Annotated in this window: 22 protein-coding genes and 1 other RNA gene; 8 read left to right on the forward strand and 15 right to left on the reverse strand. The window is 67.0% G+C overall.

The features are described 5' to 3' along the window. Positions 1-49 precede the first annotated feature (49 nt). The gene (locus ACIA49_RS13670; RefSeq protein ID WP_396377459.1) at positions 50-526 is read left to right on the forward strand and encodes a GNAT family N-acetyltransferase; all 477 of its coding nucleotides are present in this window, start codon (positions 50-52) and stop codon (positions 524-526) included. Here the strand turns inward: ACIA49_RS13670 and ACIA49_RS13675 are convergent. Then, complete coding sequence (locus ACIA49_RS13675; protein WP_396377460.1) at positions 523-1,680, reverse strand: alpha/beta hydrolase family protein; 1,158 nt, start codon at positions 1,678-1,680, stop codon at positions 523-525. The genes ACIA49_RS13670 and ACIA49_RS13675 overlap by 4 nt on opposite strands. A gap of 59 nt (positions 1,681-1,739) precedes the next feature. Between ACIA49_RS13675 and ACIA49_RS13680 the strand changes: the two genes are divergently transcribed. Continuing rightward, on the forward strand, positions 1,740-2,216 hold the full coding sequence (locus ACIA49_RS13680) for a VOC family protein (RefSeq protein ID WP_396377461.1): 477 nt from the start codon (positions 1,740-1,742) through the stop codon (positions 2,214-2,216). Here the strand turns inward: ACIA49_RS13680 and ACIA49_RS13685 are convergent. Then, positions 2,213-3,115, reverse strand: coding sequence for an aldo/keto reductase (locus tag ACIA49_RS13685; protein ID WP_396377462.1), 903 nt, complete (start codon positions 3,113-3,115; stop codon positions 2,213-2,215). The two genes, ACIA49_RS13680 and ACIA49_RS13685, sit on opposite strands and share 4 nt — an antisense overlap. Positions 3,116-3,206: 91 nt before the next feature. Between ACIA49_RS13685 and ACIA49_RS13690 the strand changes: the two genes are divergently transcribed. Then, complete coding sequence (locus ACIA49_RS13690; RefSeq protein ID WP_396377463.1) at positions 3,207-3,704, forward strand: NUDIX hydrolase; 498 nt, start codon at positions 3,207-3,209, stop codon at positions 3,702-3,704. 8 nt (positions 3,705-3,712) lie between these two features. Here the strand turns inward: ACIA49_RS13690 and ACIA49_RS13695 are convergent, their stop codons facing one another. Together ACIA49_RS13695 and ACIA49_RS13700 are read right to left on the reverse strand one after the other, a co-directional pair. Then, complete coding sequence (locus ACIA49_RS13695) at positions 3,713-3,889, reverse strand: hypothetical protein (RefSeq protein ID WP_165952739.1); 177 nt, start codon at positions 3,887-3,889, stop codon at positions 3,713-3,715. 63 nt (positions 3,890-3,952) lie between these two features. Next, a complete protein-coding gene (locus ACIA49_RS13700) occupies positions 3,953-4,645 on the reverse strand; it encodes a helical backbone metal receptor (RefSeq protein WP_396377464.1) in 693 nt (230 codons plus the stop codon). Between the two features lie 292 nt (positions 4,646-4,937). Here ACIA49_RS13700 and ACIA49_RS13705 point away from each other — a divergent pair, with 292 nt between their 5' ends. Beyond that, positions 4,938-5,549 carry a histone H1-like repetitive region-containing protein gene (locus tag ACIA49_RS13705; protein WP_396377465.1) on the forward strand — a complete coding sequence of 204 codons (612 nt, stop codon included), beginning with the start codon at positions 4,938-4,940 and terminating at the stop codon, positions 5,547-5,549. A gap of 60 nt (positions 5,550-5,609) precedes the next feature. On the opposite strand, the gene ACIA49_RS13710 is transcribed toward ACIA49_RS13705, so the two are convergent. Further along, positions 5,610-5,801: a hypothetical protein gene (locus ACIA49_RS13710; protein ID WP_396377466.1), complete on the reverse strand. Its 192-nt coding sequence runs from the start codon at positions 5,799-5,801 to the stop codon at positions 5,610-5,612. A gap of 47 nt (positions 5,802-5,848) precedes the next feature. Here ACIA49_RS13710 and map point away from each other — a divergent pair, with 47 nt between their 5' ends. After that, entirely contained in the window at positions 5,849-6,697 is an 849-nt protein-coding gene (gene map / locus ACIA49_RS13715) for a type I methionyl aminopeptidase (RefSeq protein ID WP_396377467.1), read from the forward strand. Then, positions 6,694-7,077 carry a GNAT family N-acetyltransferase gene (locus tag ACIA49_RS13720; RefSeq protein ID WP_396377468.1) on the forward strand — a complete coding sequence of 128 codons (384 nt, stop codon included), beginning with the start codon at positions 6,694-6,696 and terminating at the stop codon, positions 7,075-7,077. Before map ends, ACIA49_RS13720 begins: the two co-directional genes overlap by 4 nt. On the opposite strand, the gene ACIA49_RS13725 is transcribed toward ACIA49_RS13720, so the two are convergent. From ACIA49_RS13725 to ACIA49_RS13740, 4 genes are all read right to left on the reverse strand, one after another. Beyond that, positions 7,054-8,547 (reverse strand): S10 family peptidase, encoded by a 1,494-nt coding sequence (locus ACIA49_RS13725; RefSeq protein ID WP_396377469.1) that lies wholly within the window; start codon positions 8,545-8,547, stop codon positions 7,054-7,056. The two genes, ACIA49_RS13720 and ACIA49_RS13725, sit on opposite strands and share 24 nt — an antisense overlap. A 127-nt stretch (positions 8,548-8,674) precedes the next feature. After that, complete coding sequence (locus ACIA49_RS13730; protein WP_396377470.1) at positions 8,675-9,796, reverse strand: ThuA domain-containing protein; 1,122 nt, start codon at positions 9,794-9,796, stop codon at positions 8,675-8,677. Positions 9,797-9,806: 10 nt separating this feature from the next. Beyond that, on the reverse strand, positions 9,807-12,626 hold the full coding sequence (locus ACIA49_RS13735; protein WP_396377471.1) for a carbohydrate-binding protein: 2,820 nt from the start codon (positions 12,624-12,626) through the stop codon (positions 9,807-9,809). Positions 12,627-12,637: 11 nt separating this feature from the next. Next, on the reverse strand, positions 12,638-15,445 hold the full coding sequence (locus ACIA49_RS13740; protein WP_396377472.1) for a glycosyl hydrolase family 95 catalytic domain-containing protein: 2,808 nt from the start codon (positions 15,443-15,445) through the stop codon (positions 12,638-12,640). A gap of 237 nt (positions 15,446-15,682) precedes the next feature. On the opposite strand from ACIA49_RS13740, the gene ACIA49_RS13745 reads away from it, so the two are divergent. Further along, positions 15,683-16,051, forward strand: a complete 369-nt coding sequence (locus ACIA49_RS13745; RefSeq protein ID WP_396377473.1) for a DUF952 domain-containing protein — start codon at positions 15,683-15,685, stop codon at positions 16,049-16,051. 8 nt (positions 16,052-16,059) lie between these two features. Further along, positions 16,060-16,458, forward strand: an RNA gene (gene rnpB / locus ACIA49_RS13750) — RNase P RNA component class A. Positions 16,459-16,489: 31 nt separating this feature from the next. Here rnpB and ACIA49_RS13755 read toward each other — a convergent pair. The 6 genes from ACIA49_RS13755 to ACIA49_RS13780 form a co-directional block, all read right to left on the reverse strand. Continuing rightward, positions 16,490-17,014 carry a DUF3291 domain-containing protein gene (locus tag ACIA49_RS13755; RefSeq protein ID WP_396377474.1) on the reverse strand — a complete coding sequence of 175 codons (525 nt, stop codon included), beginning with the start codon at positions 17,012-17,014 and terminating at the stop codon, positions 16,490-16,492. 84 nt (positions 17,015-17,098) lie between these two features. Continuing rightward, positions 17,099-17,587: a GNAT family N-acetyltransferase gene (locus tag ACIA49_RS13760; protein WP_396377475.1), complete on the reverse strand. Its 489-nt coding sequence runs from the start codon at positions 17,585-17,587 to the stop codon at positions 17,099-17,101. 75 nt (positions 17,588-17,662) lie between these two features. After that, a complete protein-coding gene (gene panB, locus ACIA49_RS13765; protein ID WP_396377476.1) occupies positions 17,663-19,699 on the reverse strand; it encodes a 3-methyl-2-oxobutanoate hydroxymethyltransferase in 2,037 nt (678 codons plus the stop codon). A 152-nt stretch (positions 19,700-19,851) separates the two neighbouring features. Then, positions 19,852-21,624 carry an NAD+ synthase gene (locus tag ACIA49_RS13770; protein ID WP_396377477.1) on the reverse strand — a complete coding sequence of 591 codons (1,773 nt, stop codon included), beginning with the start codon at positions 21,622-21,624 and terminating at the stop codon, positions 19,852-19,854. A gap of 25 nt (positions 21,625-21,649) precedes the next feature. Next, positions 21,650-22,174 carry an AAA family ATPase gene (locus ACIA49_RS13775; protein ID WP_396377478.1) on the reverse strand — a complete coding sequence of 175 codons (525 nt, stop codon included), beginning with the start codon at positions 22,172-22,174 and terminating at the stop codon, positions 21,650-21,652. Between the two features lie 13 nt (positions 22,175-22,187). After that, complete coding sequence (locus tag ACIA49_RS13780) at positions 22,188-22,811, reverse strand: GNAT family N-acetyltransferase (RefSeq protein WP_396377479.1); 624 nt, start codon at positions 22,809-22,811, stop codon at positions 22,188-22,190. Positions 22,812-22,881 lie beyond the last annotated feature (70 nt).

Here is a 22,881-nt window from a genome sequence, read left to right on the forward strand (position 1 = left end):
TGCTTAGTATGAGCTACTGAAACGACTGTGTCAGTAGATTGGGGTTCTGGTGATCAGGAAAGTGGGACAGCCGGGGGATCTGGGCTGGGTGGTGCAGTCGCACGCGGAGACCTATGCGGCCGAGTACGGCTGGGGGTTCGCGTACGAGACGCTGATCGCGCAGATCGTCGCGGCGTACGCGACCGAGCACGACGACAGCCGGGAGGCGGCGTGGATCGCCGAGGTGGACGGTGAACGCGTCGGCAGCATCTTCTGCGTGCGTGGGCCCGACGAGGCGACCGCGAAACTACGGCTGCTGTTGCTGACTCCCGCTGCGCGCGGCCACGGGCTGGGCGCCGAGCTCGTGGACACCTGCCTCGCCTTCGCCCGCGAAGCCGGCTACAAGCGGATGGTGCTCTGGACGAACGCGCCGCTGGTGGCCGCGCGTCACATCTACCTGGCGCGCGGCTTCCGCCTCACGAGCTCCGAGACTCACGACAGTTGGGGTGACCCTGTCGTTGGTCAGAACTACGAACTCGATCTCTAGGAAGCGCAGGCGGGGGCGCCGGGGGCTGGGGTGTTGCGCAGCGCGTGCGAGAGGAACGTGCTGACGTAGCCGTTCTCGAGGGTGAGGGCGCGACGACGATCGATGGTGCCGAGTGGGAGGTACCTGCGCAGCGGCCAGGCCAGGTAGTAGGCGCCGTAGTCGGTGAAGTTGAAGTGGCGGGTGCCGGGGATCGTCGCGCACCACGACGTGTTGGTGCTTGCCTTGAGCAACGACAAGGCGCGATTGCGATCGGTGTCGTTCTTGGCGTCCGGCCCGCACACGCTGGTGATACACGAGTCGTCGGCACCGAGCAGCATGATCGGTGCCTGCACGCCCTTCTTCACGACCTCGCCGTACTGGCTGCCGTCGATGTCGATCGCGGCCGCGCATCGTGCGTCGGTCCGGCACGCCTCCAGCGAAGCGGCCCCGCCGAACGAATGGCCGACGTACGACGGTCCGAACGCGGGGTCGACGCTGTCCGGGAGTTCCTTGGCCACCTGCGTTGCCGCGAACCGCGCGTCGGCGGCCCAACTGTTGACGAGATGATCACCCGCTTCGATCGCGCCGGGCGAGTTGTCGCCGAGGTTGGACGGGTTGGCCGCCGGCATGCTCGAGATGGTCCGGCCGTCGAGGACGGTGAGGTTCGCGCTGTACGTCGGGGTGACTCCCGCGACCAGATAGCCGTGACTCGCGAGGTCCTCGGCGAGCGCGGCATACATCGGTGCGGAGAACCCCATCCCCGGCAACAGAACCACCACCGGGAACCGCCCGGGCGCGACCGCCGCGTGATCGAGCGCGGGGTCGTGCAGGCTGTCGAGCGGCCCTTCCAGAATCGACACCGGCGCCTTCAACTGCAGTCCGGTCCACTGGCCCGGAACGTAAGCAACCTTGCGCCCGGTCACACCCTTGGCCACCGGGTACCAGACGAACACGCTCAGCTTCCGCGGCCCAGCGACGTACGGGTCCTTGCGTGCCGTGTCGGTCCATTCGAACGTCTGCCGACCCACTTGCAGTTGCCCGGTCGGCGTCGGCAACGACACCGGCGCCGACCGCTGCACCAACACCCACCCGACATACCCACCGCCGCCGACAACGACCAGCAACACCAAAATCACGATGCCGGTCCGCATCTTCCGCAATCCCCGCCGAGCCATGGAACCAGCCTGTCACAAGCGGACACCCACTGGCCGCTACCTCCGCGAGGATCGTCGTCATGAACAAGAACCCTGGTGGGAAGTCGACAGTCACCCCGTACGTCGTTGTGCGCGGCGCCGAGCAGTTTCTCGCCTTCGTGGAGCACGTCTTTGACGTGAAGGCGTCAGGGCGCTGGCCGAACCCGGACGGGACGATCGGGCATGCCGAGATCACCGTGGGGGAGTCGGTGCTGATGACGTTCGACGCGCAGCCCGACTGGCCGGTCACGCCGAGTTTCCTGAGCGTGTACGTCGACGATGTCGACCACACGCTCGCTCGCGCGCTGGACGCCGGTGGCACCGTGGTCACCGAGCTGACCGAGTCGCGCATCACTGGTGATCGCGGCTGCCGGGTGAAGGATCCGGTCGGCAACATCTGGTGGTTGCAGACGCACCTGCACGACTTCGATCCGACGTTCTTCGCCGACCCCGAGGAATCGGCGAAGATGCAGGCCGCGCAGGAATCGTTCGCGATCGAGATGCGCAGTCGGGTTTAGATCCAGGGGAGGGCGGAGCGCTCCGTCCAGTATTCGTCGGGTTGCTGGACGAACTCGGCCAGGGGGCCGTCGGTGCGGGAGGCGAGGTTGCTTTCGAGTTGCTCGGCCGTGGTTGCGCCACTTAGTACGATGTCCGCCCACGGCTGGGCGAGCGCCGTACCGATCGCTAGGGAATCGGGGGCGACGCCGTGTTTGCGGGCGAAGACGTTGAAGGGTGTCTCGCCTGCCTTGGCGGTGAGGCGGCCGTTGGCGACAGCCTCCTTCACGACCACGAACCAGCCGGCGTCGTGTGCTTCGGCGAGGGCGGCGCCGGCAGAGGTCTCCAGGACGTTCCAGGTGGACTGGACCGCTGTGAACGGTCCGTCGAGGTCCAGCGCCTTACGCAACGCGGCCGCTTGATGCGGTCCACTCGTCGACAAACCGACCCGTACGCCGGTGTCCGCGAGCTCGCGGAGACGGTCCAGCAACTTGTCATCGGCGAGCGCCGGGCTGTCGGTCGTCAGGCTGTGCACGAGATAGAAGTCCGGTGCACCACCCAACGCCTGCAAGGTCTCGGGCCACTGCCGCTCGAAGGTCGCGAGCGCGTGATCCTTCACCTCGTGCGTCTCGGCGTTGTGCTGCCAGTCCGCGACATACGTATAGCCCCACTTGGAGCCGATGGTCAGCTGGGACCGGCGTTCCGGCGTGAGCCACCCACCGAGGAACTCTTCGGCAAGCCCGTACGAACGCGCGGCATCGAAGTAGCGAACACCCGCACGCCACGCCTGCTCCAGCAGTTCGTGCGTGCGTGTACGCAGATCCTCGACGGCTCGTCCGGCCGGCAGATCGTCGTCATGACCGAGGTTGATGTAGCCGGGCCGACCGAGGGCTGCAAGGCCCAGACCGATACGCGCGCTCATACCTTCGATCGTAGATGTCTGTGGCAACAACTCGGGAGACGCGCCGCATTGCCCGACCTGAGTTGCGGAACGTCGTCTAGCGTTTTGTGGTGTGAGTGAATCTCGGTTGCCACCTCCAGGTACCGTCGTCCGCCGGACGACGGCTCGTGTGCTGCCGGTGCGCCCGGACGGCAAAGTGCTGCTCCTGCATGGCTGGGATCCGCTGAAACCCGACGTTCCGTACTGGTTCACGATCGGCGGTGGGGTCGAGGCCGGTGAGACGATCGTGGAGGCCGCCTGCCGCGAGCTGCGCGAGGAGGTCGGCATCGTGCTGCCCAGAGACGCGCTCGGGACGCCGGTGGCGACGAACACGATCGAGTTCGAGTGGGGCGGCTGCCGGATCATCCAGACCCAGACGTTCTTCGCGGTCGCGGTCGACGCGGTCGACGTCACGTTCGCGAACCAGGAGGAGCTGGAGCTGCAGACGATCAGCGCGCACGGCTGGTGGTGGGGCGACGACCTCGAGGCGACCGGTCAGGCCGCGCACGTCACGATCCCCGGGCTGCTGCGCGAGGCCACCGACACGATCACGCTGCGGCGCGCCTCCTGAACCGGTAGTTACCGGGAGCGCGCTTCCTTCAGCACCTTCTTCGGGACCTTCTTGTCGACCTTGTAGTGCACCCGGTCGAGCCGCTCCGCGCAGCCGGCATCAGCCAGCCGCTTCAGGACGACCGGGCACTTCTTGCACCTCGGCTTGTCCTTGCAGCACTTCTTCTTCGCGGTCATCTCCGGCACCAGGCGAGCGTAGGTGAGGCAAACCTTACTGTCTACCTGAACCGGCAGGAATCGTGTCGCACGTCACGCCAGCTGTTCGGTGAGCACGGCCCGCGCCTCGACCAGCGAGGGGCCGTACCAGGTCAAATGCCGCCCGGAGACGCACTTCGCCGGCTGCCGGAATGCCTCCGGCCCGTCGTCGGGTGCAAACGCATAAGGCTCGTCGGGCAACACCGCGACGTCGTACGGCGGCAATGTTTCGGGGTCGAACCGGGGATAACGTTCGGCCGAATCCGCGAACACGTTGTCGATGCCGATGCGGGTCAGCAGATCACCCGCGAACGTGTCCCGTCCCAATGCCATCCACGGCCGCCGCCAGATCGGTACGACGGCGCTGCGGCGCGGACCGTCGTACCGCGGTCCCCACACCGAACGTGCCTCGTGCAACCACGGGGGGATGTCATCGGTGATCGCGAGCAGCAGTTCGTCGAGTTGATCGAGTGCTTCGTCGACAGTGCTGGGAGACGTCATCCACACGGTGATGCCGCGAGCACGCAACGCGTCGAGATCGACCGCGCGATTCTCTTCGGCGTTCGCGATCACAAGGTCCGGAGCGAGTGCTTCGATGCGTTCGAGATCGGGATTCTTGGTACCGCGAACACGCACCACTGCGAGGTTCGAAGGGTGTGTGCACCAGTCCGTCGCACCGACCAGAAGGTGTGCGTGCGTGACCGCGATCGACTCCGTCAACGACGGCACAAGACTGACCACACGCATCGCTTCACCACTCCTTCCGAAGTCTGTTGCCAACGACAACACTGCGCCAAACGGCCGTTCGACACGAACTTTGTGCGCGTGTCGTGAAGAAATTCTGGACGCACTCCGGCGCCGATGTGGTGCGTTGGAAACCCTTCTGCACAACGCTTTTCGGAAATTCTTCGGTCGTTTCCCCGCCGGTCGCCTTGACCTCAAGGTGTTTCGGGTGCTTTACGAAGCCACCAAGTGTTGTCATCATCAGGAACGACGAGGAATCCACCGTGGTTTTCCTCAGCCGCACAAGGAGGCAGAAGTGCCAGCCAAGAAGGCAGCCGCAGGGAAGGCGACAGCCAAAAAGGCTTCTCCCGCCAAGAAGACTGTCGCGAAGAAGACCACCGCCGCGAAGACGACGACCGCGCGGAAGGTTGCAGCGAAGAAGACAGTCGCCAAGAAGGTGAGTGCGGCAAAGAAGACCGCCGCCAAGAAGACGGTGGCGAAGAAGGCCCCGGCGAAGAAGGCCACCACCGCGAAGAAGACTGTCGCGAAGAAGGCTCCGGCCAAGAAGGTCGTGGCCAAGAAGGCGCCGGCGAAGAAGACCGTAGCCAAGAAGACCGTGGCGAAGAAGGCCCCGGCCAAGAAGGTCGCCGCGAAGAAGACCGTCGCCAAGAAGACGGTCGCGAAGAAGGCTCCGGCCAAGAAGACCGCGGCCAAGAAGACCGTCGCCAAGAAGGCGCCGGCCAAGAAGGTCGCGGCCAAGAAGGCGCCGGCGAAGAAGACGGTGGCCAAGAAGGCACCGGCTCGCAAGGTCGCCGCGAAGAAGGCTCCGGCCAAGAAGACCGTCGCCAAGAAGGCTCCGGCCCGCAAGGTCGCGGCTCGCAAGGCGCCGGCACGCAAGGCTCCGGTCCGTAAGGCAACTGCGCGCTGATTTCAGTTACCGAAAGGGCCCCGTCAGATCTGATCTGGCGGGGCCCTTCAGGTGTTTCGATCAGTCGTCTTCTGCGTCCTGCTTGTCCCAGGCCTCATTGCGTTCCTGGGCTATCTCCAGCGCCCGGGCCGCTTCTTCGGGCGAACTGTAGGGCCCGAGCCGGTCACCGGACTTGGCGCCCTGGTATGGCTCGACCTGGCCGGTCTTGGTGTTGTAGTACCACTCGTTGCTGTGATCGTCGCTGTTCGGCATGACCACCTCCCGGGGTTCTTGGCGTCGCTCACTAAGATGTTCCCACCATGTCGATCCTTACTCCCGGCACCATCTCGCCGCGCCGCGAAGTTCCTGCCGCCATTCCGCGTCCCGACTACGTCGGCAAGCCCGCCCCGACGCCGTACGAGGGCTCCTACGTCACGTCGCCGGAGCTGATCGAGAAGATGCGAGTGGCGAGCAAACTCGCCGCACAGGCGCTGCAGGCGGTCGGTGCGGCCGCGAAACCGGGCGTGACGACCGACGAGCTCGATGTCGTCGGCCACGAATACCTGGTCGAGCGCGGCGCCTACCCGTCGACGCTGGGCTACCGCGGCTATCCGAAGTCGTTGTGCACCTCGGTGAACGAGGTGATCTGCCACGGCATCCCGGACGACCGTCCGCTCGAGGACGGCGACATCCTCAACGTCGACATCACCGCGTTCCTCGACGGCGTGCACGGTGACACCAACGCGACGTTCCTGGTCGGCGACGTCGACGAGGAGAGCCGCGTGCTCGTCGAGCGCACGCACGAGGCGCTGATGCGCGGCATCAAGGCGGTGAAGCCCGGTCGCCAGGTCAGCATCATCGGCCGCGTCATCGAGTCCTACGCCAAGCGTTTCGGGTACGGCGTCGTCCGCGACTTCACCGGTCACGGGATCGCGACCTCGTTCCACTCCGGTCTGATCATTCCGCACTACGACGACGAGCGGTTCGACGACGTCATCGAGCCTGGCATGACGTTCACCATCGAGCCGATGCTGACGCTCGGCACGTACGACTACGACCTGTGGGACGACGGCTGGACGGCCACCACCAAGGACAAGTCCCGGACGGCGCAGTTCGAGCACACGCTCGTCGTCACCGACAGCGGTGCCGAGATCCTCACCTTGCCGTGAACATCACGCCGTACGAGCACTCGCATCTGCCCGGCATCGTGGCGTTGTGCGAGGCCGAGGGCTGGCCGAGCTTCGGTGCCGACCTCGACCGCGCGCACGCGACGTTGACCGCACCGGGCGTGACGAGCGTGGTGGCGCTCGACGGTGAGCTGGTGATCGGCTTCGCGTACCTGCTGAGCGACGGCCACATCGCGTCGTACCTGTCGATGATGGCCACGCACGTGGACTATCGCCGCAAGGGTGTGGGGCGCGCGCTCATCGAGTTCGCGCACCCCCTGACCGGTGCTCAGCGCATCGATCTCATCACCGACACCGCCGAGGACTTCTACCAGTCCTACGAGCACCACCGCACGCTGTCAGGCTTCCGCATCTACCCCTGAGCTGTTGCCGATGAAGGCTGCCAGGTCTGCGGACTGCTGGACGCGCGACTCGTCGTGGACGTACATCATGTGGCCGGCGGCGTAGTACTTCACCTCGATGTTGCCGGTCAGCTCGCGCGGGATCTGCAGGCGCGCGAGAGTGTGTTCGGTGGCGAAGTACGGGGTGGCGCCGTCGTAGTGGCCGGAGGCAACGTGCACCTTCAGGTGCGGGTTGGTGCGCAGGGCCTCGGCGAGCTTGTCGGCGACGGTGATCTGCTGGCCTTCGAACTCCTTATAGGACCAGTTCTTCGCGGCTTCCCAGCTGAGCGTCTCGTACGGCAGGTCGTTCTCGTAGCCGAGTTCGGCGCGGACGTAGTGGTTCAGCGCCGCGCTGTACGGCCCGATGATCGCGGCGAACGAAGGATCGTTGCCGGATGCATCGATCGCGTAGTCGGCCTCCCACCCGGTGAAGCGGCCGTCCAGGCGACCGACGGTACGGCGCTGTGAACGGAGCAGCTCGGTGTAGAAGCGCTGGTGCTCGATCCGCAGGTTGACGCGGTCGATGTAGTCCTCGCTGAGCCCGGTCAGCGCGGCGATCCGGCCGATCACCTCGGCGCGGAAGTCGTCGGGGATCCGGTTGCCCTGGGCAAGCGCATTCGGGTAGCGGCCGGCCGCGAACCGCTCGGCGTCGGCGAGCAGCTCTTCAAGGCTGCGGTCCGGGATCAGCCCGTGGTAGTGCGCGATCGCGGCATACGTCGGTAGGAACAGCGTGTACGGCAGGTCGTTGCCGGGAGTGAAGTCGAGCGTGCCGAACTCGAGCACGGCCGAGATCAGCATCACGCCGTTCAGGTACATCCCGTACCGCGTCTGCAGATGAGCGGCCAGCCCGGCGGCGCGCGTCGTACCGTAGGACTCACCGGCGAGGAACTTCGGCGAGATCCATCGCCCGTTCCGCGAGGTCCACAGCCGGATCACCTCACCCACGGACTCCAGGTCGCGCGTGAAACCGTGGTACTCACCCGGCTTCTCACCCTCCGCGGCCCGCGAGTAGCCGGTCGAGATCGGGTCGATGAAGACCAGGTCGCTGTGCAGCAGCAGGCTCTCGTCGTTGTCCACCAGCCGGTACGGCGGTGCCGCCACCGCACCGGCGTCACCCGAGACGACGCGGCGCGGACCGAGCAGCCCGAGGTGCAGCCAGATGCTCGACGAACCCGGCCCACCGTTGAACGCGAACGTCACCGGCCGCTCGGCCGCGTCGGCGTCGTCCAGCGTGTAGGCGGTCACGAATACCTCCGCCTTCGGCTGGTGCCCGTCGAACTTGCCGTCGGTCAGCACCTCCTCCCGCAGCACGATCCGCCCGGTGGTCGCGGTGTACTTCAGCTCGCGCCCACCAATGGTCACCGTGTGCCGCGTCGCCACCAGATCGTCCACCGGCGCCGCCGGCTTCTTCTTCTCGTCCGTGGTCGCCTGGGTGCTCTCGTCCGTCGCCATGCGAAGCACCTTAATCGAGCGGACCGCCCCCACTCATCAAACCCTCCACCGGGCCGTCGGAGGCGACCCGCTGAGCGTGAACCACGCCGGGCGCGGAAGGTTGGTGAGTGGTGGCGGTCCGCAGAGATCAGGCGAGCGAGAAGCTGTCCACATCGAACAGCGACCCCGACCCGCCACTGAAGGTCAGGAACAACGCACCCGTTCCTGGGGTGAGGGTGGTGGCGACGGTCTGGAAGTTCTCCCAGCCACCGGTGACCGGTACGGCGACGGTGCCGAGCACTGGGCCGGTGGCCGAGCCGGAGCGGACGCGGATCGTGCCGCCCGCGCCACCTGACGAGATCCGGGCAGTGAAGGACGTCTTGCCGGCAACGTTCACCTGCGCGTAGCCGGCCCAGTCACCGTTGTCGATGTAGCCGAGTGTCCGGCCACCGCTGGCTCCGTTGTGGGCAGCCACCTGTACGCCGGACTGCGACGTGAACGCCTCACCCTCGATCTGGGTGACTGGAGGCGTCGACCCGGCCCCAGCGGCGTACTGGATGCCACCGAGCAGGTGCTGCCGGAACACCGGGTCGGAGTACGACTCGATCGTGTGCCCGAAGCCGGTGTAGAACGAGCGGCCGGATCCCTGCGCGTGGTACCAGGCGATCGGGTGATCACCCATGTTGCCGCCGGTGTAGGTCGACTCGTCCAGGTTGATCAGGACGTGCACGTTCGGCCGTGGGTTGGTGCGGTAGTTGTACAGCTCGTCGGTCCGCACCCACGTCGTACCGAGGTGTGCGGTCGACGGATGGGTGCGGTCCTCGACGCGCGCGGTCACCTGCTGGATCGCTGGGTGACTGTGGAACCACGCGCCGCACAGCTGACCGTAGTACGGCCAGTCGTACTCCGTGTCCGCGGCCGCGTGGACGCCGACGTACCCACCGCCGCCGTTGACGTACGACTCGAAGGCCGCCTGCTGTGTGTCGTTCAGGATGTCGCCGGTCGTGCTCAGAAAGATCACTGCCTTGTACGCCGCCAACGACGACGTGGTGAACACGTTGCTGTCTTCGCTCGCGGTGACGGTGAACCCGTTCGCGGCGCCGAGGTCCCGGATCGCCTGGATGCCGGCCGGGATCGAGTCATGCCGGAAACCGGCCGTCTTGCTGAACACCAGCACCTGGTACGGCGCCCCGAACGCGGGGAGGTTGTTCAGACCGGCGACCACGAGTCCACCGGCGATCAGTGCGGTACGACGTGTGAATGTAGTCATGGCAGGCCCCTCAGGGAGTCACGGTGAAGGTGTCGACGTCGTACAGGTTTCCGGCGCCGCCGACAAAGGACAGGAACAACGGACCACTCGCGGATGCGTTCAAGGTGGTGGAGACCGTCTGGAAGGTCTCCCAGCTGCCGGTGACCGGTACGGCGACCGATCCGAGCAGCGTGCCGGTCGCCGAGCCCGCGCGGACCTGAAGCGTGCCGCCGGACCCGGCCGACGAGACGCGCGCGCTGAACCCGTGCATCCCGGCGGTGCTGACACCGGAGTACCCGGCCCAGTCGCCGTTCTCGATGAAGCCGACCGTGGCGCCACCACTGGCCGCGGCGTGGGCAGCGACCTGTACGCCGGACTGCGAGGTGAACGCCTCACCCTCGGTCGTGCTCCCGCCCGTCGTGGCCGTGTTCAGCGTGAACGCGTCCAGGTCGAACAGGTTGCCCTGACCAGTGGCGCCCTTGAAGACCAGGAACAAGGTGGTGGTCCCGGCCGGGCGGTTGTTCAGGTTGGCGGACACGTTCGTGAAGGTGTCCCAGCTACCGGTGGGCGCCACGTTCGCCGTACCGAGCAGCGTTCCGGTCGCCGAACCGGCGCGCACCTCTAGCGTGCCGCCAGGACCGGCGGACGAGACCCGAGCTGTGAATGATGTCGCATTGCTGACCGCGTACGGCGTGAACGAGATCCAGTCACCGTTGTCCACATACCCGGCGGTCTTTCCACCCTCGGCCGTCGCGTGGTCGGCCAACTGGATGCCGGACTGCGCCGAGAAGTGCTCCGCTTGCCGGTGCCGCGGCTGCAGCTTGTGGACGTTGTGCGTGGTCAGCCCGCCGTTGTCCGTGTACTCCGCGTCGAACACGCCGTACACGTTCGCCGCCGGATCATGCTCGCCATCCACCGGTACGGCGATCGACCCGCTGCACCCGTTCTTGGAGGTGATCTGGTGCTGGTGGACGTCGTGCCCGAGCAAGTAGGTGACCTTCACCCGGGAACAGTCGATCGTGCCGTCCTCTGGATCGCTGACAGTCACCTGGAAGGGAACCGTGTCCCCGAACGAGAACAACTGACCGTCAGTCGGTGAGGTCAGATTCACGGTCGGCGCGGTGTTGCCGACGCTGATCTGCACATTCGCCGAACCCGTCAACCCGGTCGGGTCGGTGACGGTCAACGTCGCGGTGAAGTTGCCTGCCGTGGTGTAGGTGTACGACGGGTTGGCCTGCGTCGAGGTGCCGCCGTCGCCGAACGTCCAGCGGTAGGTCAACGCACCACCCTCGGGATCCGAGCTGCCCGCGGACGAGAACGCGACGGTGAGCGGACGCCCGCCGGAGGTCGGCGTACCGGCTGCTTTGGCGACCGGGTTCCGGTTCTGCGCGCCGATGTACTCGATCCGCCAGAGGGCTTGGTTGTTCGAGCCGGTGCCGTAGTCGAGCACATAGAGCGCGCCGTCCGGTCCGAAGGCCATGTCCATCACCTGGGTGCCGTTCCAGGGGAACGCGCCGATGTCGCCGACGCCGCCGCTGCTGGTCACCTCGATCGCCTTGATCCACTGGCGGCCGAGTTCACCGGCGAAGTAGCGGCCGTTGAGTGAGGCCGGGAACTTGACCGGCGAGTTGAGGTTGGCGTCGTACCGGTAGACCGGGCCGCCCATCGGCGACTCCGAACCACCGTTGCCGAACTCAGGCGGCGTACCGGCATCACCGGCGTACCGGATCCAGGCCGGCTGCGCGGGCGGCAGCGTGGTGCGGCCGGTGTTGCGGAACGAGTTGTTGGTGACTCCGGCCGCGCAGTTGAACTTGGCACCGGACGGGCCGCTCGGGAACTGGTAGTCGTTGTAGGTCTCGGTGGTGGTGTTGCTACCGGTGCAGTAGGGCCAGCCGAAGTTTCCCGGGGCGGTGATCCGGTCGAACTCGACCTGACCGTTGGGCCCGCGGTTCGGGTCGGTGACGCCGGCGTCCGGACCGTAGTCGCCCAGGTAGACGATGCCGGTCGCTTTGTCGACGCTCATCCGGAAGGGGTTCCGGAAGCCCATCGCGTAGATCTCTGGGCGGGTCTGCGCGGTTCCCGGCGCGAACAGGTTGCCGGACGGGATCGTGTAGGTGCCGTCGGGCTGCGGTTTGATCCGCAGCAGCTTGCCGCGCAGGTCGTTGGTGTTGCCCGCGGTGCGCTGTGCGTCGAACTGTGGGTTGCGGGTCGTCCGCTCGTCGATCGGTGTGTAGCTGTCGGACTGGAACGGGTTGCTGTCGTCACCGGTCGTCAGATAAAGGTTGCCGGCAGCATCGAAGTCGAGATCGCCACCGACGTGACAGCACTGACCGCGATCGTTCGGTACGCGCAGAACGATCTTCTCGCTGGCCAGGTCGAGCGTGTTGTTGGCAGCGAGCGTGAACCGCGACAGATGCAGCTCACCCTTCCAGGCATCCCAGTCTGCCTGCGTCCCATCGGTCGGTGCATCGCCGTCCGGGGTGCTCAGGCGCGGGGAGAAGTACAAGTAGATAAAGCGGTTCGTCGCGAAGTTCGGATCGACCGCGACACCTTGCAGTCCTTCCTCGTCGTGCGTGTAGACGTTGAGTTTGCCCGCCAGACTCGTCGTACCGTTGACGTCGGTGATCCGGACCGAGCCGTCGCGGGCGGTGTGGACGACGGACCGGTTCGGCAGGACGGCGAGGGACATCGCTTCGCCGAGTTCGTTCGAACCGCTGGCGAGCGAGATCTGCTGGTAGTCGCCGGGTGGGATGGTCGAACCCGCCTGCGCTGTGGAGGCGTTGAGACCCAGCGCTGCGGTCAGCACGGCGGTGATCAGTAAGGAGATCCGCCGGACACCTTTCGTGGTCATGGAGTGCTCCTTCAGTTGTTGATCAGGTCGAATGATTCCCAGGGACCGATCGCCGTCCGGTTGGCGATCAGCGCGGCCGCACCACCGTTCTCGGCACAGACCAGGTTGTTGTTGACCTGTGCGCGGAAGCTGACCGTGCCGTCGGGATTGCGGATCAGCTGGAACGTCTCCCACGACCCGACGGCCGTGTTCTTGGCGAGCAGCGGTGCCGCCCCGGCGTTGTCGGCGGCAACGAACAGGCCGTTGGCCCGGGCCTTCAGCGACACGTTCCCGTTGCCCAGGTCAGCCATGTCGAACTGCTGCGCCGTACCGATCGTGGTGCTGTTCGCGATCAGCGGCGTACCGGTTCCGGCGGTGACGTACTTGCCGTTGGCCCGCGCCCTCAGGCTGATCGTGCCGGTACCGGGTGTTGCCTTGGGCAAGCCAATGGTTGCCTTGTCGTAGCGCCGCGCTGCCGTGGCCGGCGTACCGGACAGGGCTTGGAACGGTTGGATCGCCGAGCCGGTCTTCTCCACCAGGTAGGACCGGCTGGACTGTGCCGGAATCGTGAACGTCGCGTTGGACTGAGCCGGTACGACGGTCGCCCGGGTCTGCCCGTCGAGGACCGTCACGCTTTGACCGGGCCACGGGTTTCGTACGGCGAGCTGCTGGTTGGCGCCGGAGGTGATCGCGACCGTGGTCGGCGTACCGGCGGTGATCTGGACATGAACCCTGGATTTGTGGCCAATGGCAACGGTTCCTTCGCCGGTCCAGTCACTCGGCCAGGCGGGGGCGATCCGGAGCAGGCCGTCGTAGTCCTGGGCGAGGGCTTCGGGCACGGTCGCGGCGAGGACGCCGGACTGCTCGATGTAGGGCTCGGAGGCTTGCGCACCCGTGAAGCTCGCCATCCCGGAGGGGTAGACCTGGTACTTGAGGACGGCGTTGAGGAGCGTTGACTTCACCTCGGAGGCGAGGCCCAAGCGCGCGGCCTGTAGCGGGTCGTAGCTCCAGTCGGCGGCGTTGACGTAGCTGCGGGAGGTGTAGGTACGCCGACCGAGTGCGGAGTTGTCACCGATCAGGTTGAACGGCCACACCGCTTCGAGACCGATGTTTTCGCTGTTGTGCCGCTCGGCCGTCGGCTGCGTCGAGAGGCCGATCATGGTGTTGCCGTTGGCATCGTCCGCCGGACTCAGGAGCTGCGTCTGGGTCGCGGTGTCGGTACGGGGGAGTTGCTGCAGTTTCGGGATCGCGGCGTTGAGTTGGGTGACCAGTGCGCTGTCGTTCTGGTTCTGCGCGGCCTTGACCGCGACCGGGAAGAACGCTGTCATCGCTGCGATGTCGGTGGTCGGGTCAGTGACGTCCCATTGCGTCTCGTGCGCGTTGGACCGCGTGTGCAGCTTGCCGTCGGAACCGGTCGTCGCATGCGAGAGCAGGAACTGCGCGGCACCCTTGATCAGCGGGTAGTGCGCGGTCAGGAAGGCCTGATCGTCGGTCATCCGGTAGTGCTCCCAGACCCAGAGCCCGATCTCGGCGCCGGTGGTCACCGTGAGCGCGTTGTAGCTGGGGGAGCTGGCCTGGTCACAGGACGAATTGCTGGTTCCGCCGTTGTAGGTGCCGTTGCCGTTGAACCGCATCGTCTCCGGTACGCACAGGCCCTGGCGTCCAGGCATGTGAGCGCTTGTCCAGGATGCGATCGCGTCCAGGTTGTCGCGGTACAGGCGGAACATCGGATCGTTGAGGCCGGGTAGCCCCGCTGACAGGTTGGCGGCGACTTGCATCCGCAGGTTCCAGAACCAGTAGCCGGCCGGGAACCAGTCCCGTTTGTCCTGCGAGAACGTGAACAGGTCCGCGACACCCGCCTGCGATCCCGGCAGGACGCCACGACTCTGGGCGGCGCTCGCATACAGGAAGATCGTCCGCAGGTTCTCGACGTAGTCACCCGAACCGTCCGCCGAGCTGATCTTGATCAGGCCGGCCGAGTTCCAGTAGTTGTGCCACCACTGCAGATGCGCATTCCGCACCTCACCCTGGGCTGCACCGTTCAGTACGGCGTTGGTCGTGGCGATCGAGTCGCCGCCGGTCCAGGTCGGTGCCGCGACGACGACGCGGAACGAACCGTCGGTGTTGGGCTGGAAGCTGACCTGGCCGGTGAGATTGTTCGGGGTGGACGCCGTGACGTTGCGACCGCCCGCGGTGAGCCCGGCCAGCGAGCCGAACGTGCGACCGGACGCGCCCGCGCCGTTGTTGTCCACCCAGGTCTCGGCGAGCGCCGCCGTACCGCCTGATGCTCGCGCTTGTGGTGAGCGTCCGCTCCACAGTTTCACCTGAGCGGTCTGTGTGCTGTTCGGATCAGCGCCAGTGACGTCGACGACGAGTTGCTGGGTGTCGGCTCGCACGAACGCGGTCAGGGTCATGCCACTGCCGGACTGGCGCAACATCCCGTCGTACAGGTCGAGCGTCCCGGTGAAGTCGGCTGCATTGGTGAGCCGCGACAAGCCGGGGATCACCAACTGACCAAGGGACTTGCGGTCGGGGAACGTGTCGGTGCGGTTGAGCTGGGCGGTAAAGCCGTCGGCGGCCCATACGGCCGCGCCAAGCGCACCGTTGCCGAGCGGGAGCGACTCGGCCGGGGCGGTGTTAGGCCTCTGGACGACAATGTCCGACCGCCGCACGACGTTCGGGGTGTCGACGACGAACGACCCGCTCTGCCACGCCGTCGTACCAGGCGCGGCGTCTGCCGGCGGGCTGGCGGCGAGCAGCGTGCCGGTCAGGACCAGGGCGAGCAGGATGGCGAGTTTCGGCCGAATTCTGGGCAGGGGTGATCGCACGAGGGCGTGCATCGGACCTCACTGATGAGCTTGGGGGCGGACCCATCGGCCGGGCGCGGAGAACCCTGGGTGCTATCGGATATTTCCTGCCCCGGAGCGTCACGTCAAGACTTCGTTGGGCGACCATCCAAACTCAGTGCCAACTTCTTACGCCAACCCGCCCATTTCTTGCGGCTGGCGCAGCTAGCGTCCGAAAACACGCCGACGACGTCCTCCGATGCTTCGGACGTTGGGTTCTAACCTGTGCGGATGGCGACGATTTTTCATATCGCGGTGCCGGAGGACTGGGCGGCGGCGGTGGAGGCCGGGTGCTATCGGTGGTCGACGCGGGGGAAGTCCCTGGATGACGGGGCGGCGTTCATTCACTGCTCGCGGCACGACCAGGTCGCGATGGTGGCGAACTTCGTGTACGACGACGTGCCGGGGCCGTTGACGCTGCTGGTGATCGACACCGAGCGGTTGGTGTCGGCGCTGTGCGACGAGGATCTGGACGGGATCGGGATCAGCTTCCCGCACATCTACGGGCCGCTGAACCTCGACGCGGTGCGCGACGACCGCCCGTACGAGCGGGGCGCGGACGGCCGATGGCCAGAGGTGGCTCCGGAAGCCGTATCCTGATCGAGGAACGGGTCGGTCGGGCGATCGCGTTGGCCACGTGAGTGGCTGCCGAGGAAAGTCCGGACTCCACAGGGCAACGTGGTGGGTAACGCCCACCCGGGGCAACCCGCGGGACAGTGCCACAGAGAACAGACCGCCAGCGGCTTCGGTGAACCCCGTGGTTCATCGAAGTGCGGGTGAGGGTGAAACGGTGGTGTAAGAGACCACCAGCTCCCCAGGTGACTGGGGAGGCTCGGTAAACCCCACGTGGAGCAAGGCCAAGAAGGACGGCGGGCAACCGGCGTCCGCGCGAGCGTTCGAGGGCTGCCCGCCCGAGCTCGCGGGTAGGCTGCTAGAGGCGGCTGGCAACAGCCGTCGTAGATAGATGATCGCCGTAACAGGATCCGGCTTACGGACCGACCCGTTCCTCCCTCAGGACTGCCCTTCCCGTACGCCGTACTACACGGAGGCCTTCACCGGCGTCCCCTCCTCATCGAACGACCGGTGAAAAGTGAACGCGTCCGGCGCGGACCCGTGACCGTGGAGGTGCTCCATCCTGGACACCCCGTCCTGCCAGGTCGGCGTCACACCGTCCGCGATCCACCAGAACACGTGACTCGGGTGGCCGTTCCTCTCGAACCAGTCGTTCCGCCGGTTCAACGCCGTACGATGCAGGCCGTTGTAGATGGCGTCGAACGCGGACCGCAGGTCGGTCCAGCGTGAGAGCGTCGCCGCCAGCGCGGTGGTCTCGACGGTCCGCCCCTTGTCGTACCAACTCGGTACGACGAACTCTCCCCACGCACCCCAGTCGGAGTCGAACATCGTGCGGCCGCCCGCCGGCTCCGCGTGACCGAGGTAGCCGGGTTGCTGAGTGATCGTCCGATAGACCGGGTCGCCGCTCTCCTGGAACTCACGAGTGAGCGGTCCCGGATCGGCCAGAGGCGACTTCAGAACACCGAAGGTATAGAGCGCAAGCTGAGGCATAGCAGGTGAAGGTAGCCGCCGCCGTCCACGTTGTCGAAGTTGCCTTTCCGCCCGAAATTTGGCCTCCCGAACAACCCACCGGCCCTACAGCAGTTGCTTGCGGAGCAAGGTGATCGACGTTTCGTAGCGCGTCGTCGATCCGTCCGCGGCCTCCTCGTCCCAGGCGCCGGGCTCGCTGCCGCTGACCACATACCCCAGCCGCTCGTACAACGCGCGCGGCCGAGAGCGGTTGTCGTCCACGCCCAACTCGACCCAGGTCAGTCCGCGGTCCCGGGCTCGCTGTTCCAGCGCCTCGATCAGCACCGAGCCGATCCCACACGCCCGCAGCTCCGTCTGAACCGACAGCTGCCAGATCGTCGCCCCGCCTGGCGGCTTCGTGTAGTCCACCCCACCAACCGCAACCGGCAGATCGGACGGCGTACAGACCGCCAGGTAGTCAACCTCGCCCCGGCGCGCACGCCGGATCGCATCGCCCACGGCCGCAAGCGCCGTCGCATTCCCGTACCACCTACACGCGGGCAGGTCCGCCTCGGTCAGCTCGCGAACAGTCAGCGGTACGACGATCTCGGCCATGACCGCACCCTGGCAGGTGGACGACGCCGAGCACCAATGGATTTCCGCGGACCGCCGGTACTGCGGTCCGCGGATTCAGAAGGTGTGGTCGTCGGTGGGGAAGGCGCCGGTGGCTACGTCGGCGGCGTAGGCGGTGGCGGCGCCGGTGAGGATGCCTCGGAGGTCGGCGTACTGCTTGACGAAGCGGGGCATGGCGCCGGAGCGTAGGCCGGCCATGTCTTGCCAGACGAGGACCTGGGCGTCGGTGTCGCGGCCGGCGCCGATGCCTACGGTGGGGATGGGGACTCGTTTGGTGATCTCGGCGGCTACGTCGCCGGGGACCATCTCGAGGACCAGGGAGAAGGCGCCGGCTTCGGCCAGTGCGACCGCGTCGTCGATCAGGCCGGCGGCTTGGTCGCCGCGGCCCTGGACCCGGTAGCCGCCGATGCTGTGTTCGCTCTGCGGGGTGAAGCCGATGTGCGCCATCACGGGGATGCCGGACTGCGTCAGCTTCTCGACCATCGGTACGACGGTTCGGCCGCCTTCGAGCTTGACCGCGTGCACGCCGGCTTCCTTCATGAACCGGACCGCGGTGTGGAAGGCCTGTTCCGGCGACGCCTGGTACGAACCGAACGGCAGGTCGGCGACGACCAGTGCGCGGTCGGCCGCGTTCGCCACTGCCCGCGCGAGCGGGATCAGCTCGTCGACGGTGACGCGCAGAGTGGTGTCGTAGCCGAAGACGTTGTTGGCGGCGGAGTCACCGACCAGGAGGACCGGGATCCCGGCCTGGTCGAAGATCTCGGCGGTGTACTGGTCGTACGCCGTCAGCATCGCCCACTTCTCGCCACGGTTCTTCATGTCCCGCAGGTGGTGGATGCGGTAGCGCCGCGGCCGCGCCGGAGCGTCACCGGAACCGCCACCCTCAGCCGGACGCTTCTCCGTCGACGAAGGTGACGAAGGTGACGAAGGTGCGGACGGCACAGACGACTCGGCGGCCTCCGGCGTACCGGCAGTTGCTGTCGGCTGGGCGCGACGTGCCGCGCGGTGCGAGGCGATGTGCTCGGCCGGCACCTGGCTGGGGGCGTCCTGCTGGACGTCCGCTCGCCGGCGCGCGCCGATCCGCGACCGCGGTTCGCTCACGGGCGCGTTGCTCTCGTACTCCGCGCTCGGATCAGACAGATAGCTCGGTCCCGGCGGAACAGCCTTCTCCGACGGCGACGGAGCAGACGGCTGCGGGGCGGGTGCCTGAGCAGACGACGTCGGCTGCGGAGCCGGAGCCTGATTCTGCTGCGGGGCCGGCGCAGAGGGCTGCGGGGGAGTCGGCGGCTGCAAAGGCGACTGCGACTGCACGGTCGGCGGCTGCTGCTGAGGGGACGGCGGCTGCAGCGGGCTCAGCCCATTGCTGGGCGCCTGCGGCGGCAGCGGCAACGCACCGGTGTTCGGCGGCGTGCCGTTCTGCTGCGGTGCCTGGCTGCTCCAGTTGGTCGATCCGTTGGAAGCAGGCGGCGGTGCGTGCTGCGTCAGCCCGTTGCTGCTCTGCGGCGCGGCCGGGGGACGCGGCGGCTGCAGAGGCGGCTGCTGGGACGGTGCGCCCTGCCGGTTCGGCGGTACGCCGTTGCTCCCGTTCGTCGGCGCGAACGGGCTCTGCCGATTCGGGGCAGCAGGCGGCTGGGCCGGTGGCTGCTGCGGACGGAACGGGCTCTCCTGCGGGTACGACGGCTGTCCGTACGACTGCTCGTCACTCCGCGCCTGCTGCTCACGCTCGCCGTAGTACTCGGGCCGCTGCGGCGGCTCGCCGTACGGCGGCCGCGGCTGACCCTGTGAGGGTGCGGCAGGCGGCTGCTCGCCGTACCGCTGCTGGGGTGGCGGCGGCGCGGGCGGGGAGCCGGGCAGGTACGGCGGCTTCGGCACGTACGGCTGCTGCGGTACGGGTCCGCGCTCGAACTGCCGGGGTGCGTTCGGCAACGACGGCGCAGGGTCGAGACCGAGGCCGTTGGGCCGGTCCCGCCAGGGCTCGCTGTCGTAGTCCGAACGGCGGTGCTCTTCGGTTGTCCGGTTCGACGGTCCGGTCCCGTACGGCGAGGGCATCTCCTCGTCGTCCTGGGTACCGGCCGACCTGAAGTTGTCAACCATGGGCTCATCGTCCCACCGATGCGGAGGGTAAGCGCCACCGGTCGTGCCTGAGGAGTCAGTCACATTCTCTCCGGGCGTGCCGGAGCCCTCGCGGAACTCTTCGGAAGAGCCCCACGGTGTGTCCTCGGATGGGCGGTACCGCCAGGAGTCGCTCAGTGCTCGGCTGCCTTCCGTGCGTCCTCACGCCATGCATTGGTGATCGGCAACCGGCGGTCCCGGCCGAAGGCCTTGTGGGTGATCTTCGGGCCCGGTGGGTACTGCCGGCGCTTGTACTCCGCGCGGTCGACCAGCTGGATCACCTTGCTCACCAGCTCGGTCTCGAATCCGGCCGCGACCAGCTCGGCGCTGCCCCGGTCGAGTTCGACGTAGTCGTCCAGCATGTCGTCGAGCAGGTCGTACGGCGGCAGCGAGTCGGTGTCCTGCTGCCCCGGCCGGAGTTCTGCCGACGGAGGTTTGGCGATCGAGTTCTCCGGGATCGGCGGCTGCTTGCCGCGCGCGGCGGCGTCCGCGTTGCGCCACTTGGCGAGCCGCCAGACCACGGTCTTCGGGACGTCCTTGAGCGGTGCGTACCCACCGACCGCGTCGCCGTAGATGGTGGAGTAGCCGACCGAGAGTTCAGACTTGTTGCCGCAGGCAAGTACCAGGTGGCCGTCGGCGTTCGACAAGCCCATCCAGACCACGGCCCGGACGCGGGCCTGCAGGTTCTCCTCGGCGAGCCCGGTCAGGCCGAGCGTGTCGATGAACGGCTGCACCATCGGCTGGATCGGGATCACCCGGTAGTTCAGTCCGGTGCGCGCGGCGAGCTCGGCAGCGTCGTCCTTGGAGTGCTCACTGGAGTAGACGCTCGGGTTGGAGATGCCGAAGACGTGCTCGGCGCCGATCGCGTCGCAGGCGATCGCGGCGACCAGTGACGAGTCGATGCCGCCGGACAGCCCGAGCAGCACCGACTTGAAGCCGTTCTTCTGCACGTAGTCGCGCAGGCCGGTGACGATCGCGCCGTACATCTCGGCCTCGTCGGCAAGCCGCGGTGCGACAGCGGCCGCGATCGGCTCGTACGACGGGAGCGCGTCCTCGTGGAGGACCGTGTGCACGATCTCGATGCCCTCGTGGGTCCCGGACGGCGTACCGGTCGCGGCAGGCAGTTCGAGGTCGACGACCATGCTGCCCTGCTCGAACTGCGGGGCCCGCGCGAAAATGTTGCCCTCGGCGTCAGAGATCAGCGAGTCGCCGTCGAAGACGAGCTCGTCCTGGCCGCCGATCAGGTTCACATAGGCGAGTGCACAACCCGCTTCGCGAGCACGCCGCGTGACGAGCTCGCCGCGCACGTCGTCCTTGTTCGCCTCGTACGGCGAACTGTTGACCACCAGCAGGAGTCCCGCACCCGCGGCCCGCGCCACTGCGACCGGGCCGCCGTCCTGCCACAGGTCCTCACAGATCGCGAGCGCGACGTCGACACCGTGGATCCGAACCACCTGCAAGGTGCTGCCCGGGACGAAGTGCCGGAACTCGTCGAAGACTCCGTAGTTCGGCAAGTGATGCTTGACCGCGCTGGTGACGACGCGACCCTGGTGGATGACCGCCGCTGCGTTCGTCGGTGAACCCTTCGGGCGGCCGAGGCGATCGACGCCCATCGCCGTACCGGTGGCGCGGTCCAGATACCCACACACCACCACGATGTCGCCGAGACCTTCGGCGGCCAGCCGCTCGGCCAGGCTCTTGATCTTGGCCTGCGACGCGTCCACGAACGACCCGCGCAACGCGAGGTCCTCGACCGGATATCCGGTCAGCGCCAGTTCCGGAAAGGCGACGATGTGCGCACCGCGCTCGACGGCGTTTCGCGTCCAGGCAACGATCTTCTCGGCGTTCCCGTCCACATCACCGACAGTCACATTGAGCTGAGCAAGAGCCACCCGAAGCTGAGACACGAGAGCACACTACTGGTTTCCGCGGTTACTCCAAGACCCCGATCGACCGACACACGCTTTCGACGTTCGCCGCGAGCGGGTCCATCGCGTCGATCGTGAGGTGTTCGCGCGTCACTCCGGGGAACTCCACCCGCATCCGCTCGACATGATTCCACCCCACCTCATGCCACCCCGGAATCCCGCGCCGCCGTCCCTCAAGCCGCTCCCGATGCACCACCTCATCACTGCAAACACACTCGATCAGCCGAAACTCAGCGCCGTACCGACCGGCCGTCCGCTCCCACCGCTCAGCCTGTACGTCGTCCACCACCGCATCGACGATCGCCGACTGCCCAAGCATCAACTGCCGCGTCACCAACGTCCCGAGCAGGTCATAGAACATCGCCAGCAACCGCGGCCGTTCCACCCCCGTCAACACCCCGTGCGGCACCATCGCCCCCAGCAACCAGTCCCCGGCAAACACCGGCACCCCCGCCCGCCGCCCCACCTCCTCAGCCACCGTCGACTTCCCCGTCCCCGGCAAACCGGTGAAGACCACAACCCGACTCATCCCCCCAAGGTAGTCAGTTCGTGGCGAAGACCAATTGGAGTTGCCGGATCCAGCGAAGAGAGTCGTAGAGGAGCTCGCCCTCTCGGGAAGCAAGGAGCAGCCCGGTGGTGGCGCCTTGGAGTTGGGCTTGCGTGGTGAGGGTGGTCATGAGGGCTTGGGCTAGGCCGCGACGTCGGTGCGCCGGCTCGGTGTGGATCATGTCGGCGACGGCGTCGGTTCCGTCGATGGCGATGCGCCCGGTCGCGGCGGATTCCCCGTGGTGACGCAGTTCTGCGTGGATCAGGCCGGCACTGGTCATCTGGTGGAGTTCGTACTCCGGCGGGATCGGGTGCCGCGGGTGATCGGCCAGGGGAGTGGACATCAGCCACAAGGTCCGCACGATCTTCAACGGGTGCAGCGCCTCCGCCACGCGCATTGGGTCAGCAGTGATGACGGCCAGGCGTGCGCTGCCTGGTGGGTGCGGAGAGGCCAATGCAAGGCGCGCCGCGCGCTCGGCGTACTGGTCGGTGGTGAAGTACTCGACCTGCCGATCCGGTTCACCGATCTGTACGGCGATGACGTGGTCGGTCTCGGCGTAATTCGTCCAGCCGCGAGACCGCGACCAGCCGCGTTGCCAGCGGGTGAGCAGCTCGTGCATAGCCCCCATCGAACCAGCGACGAAGGTTCATGCGGCGGGGACTTTGGGTGGATGTTCGGTACGGCGGTTG

Origin of the sequence: Kribbella sp. NPDC051587 (assembly GCF_044453945.1) — a bacterium.
Lineage (GTDB): Bacteria > Actinomycetota > Actinomycetes > Propionibacteriales > Kribbellaceae > Kribbella.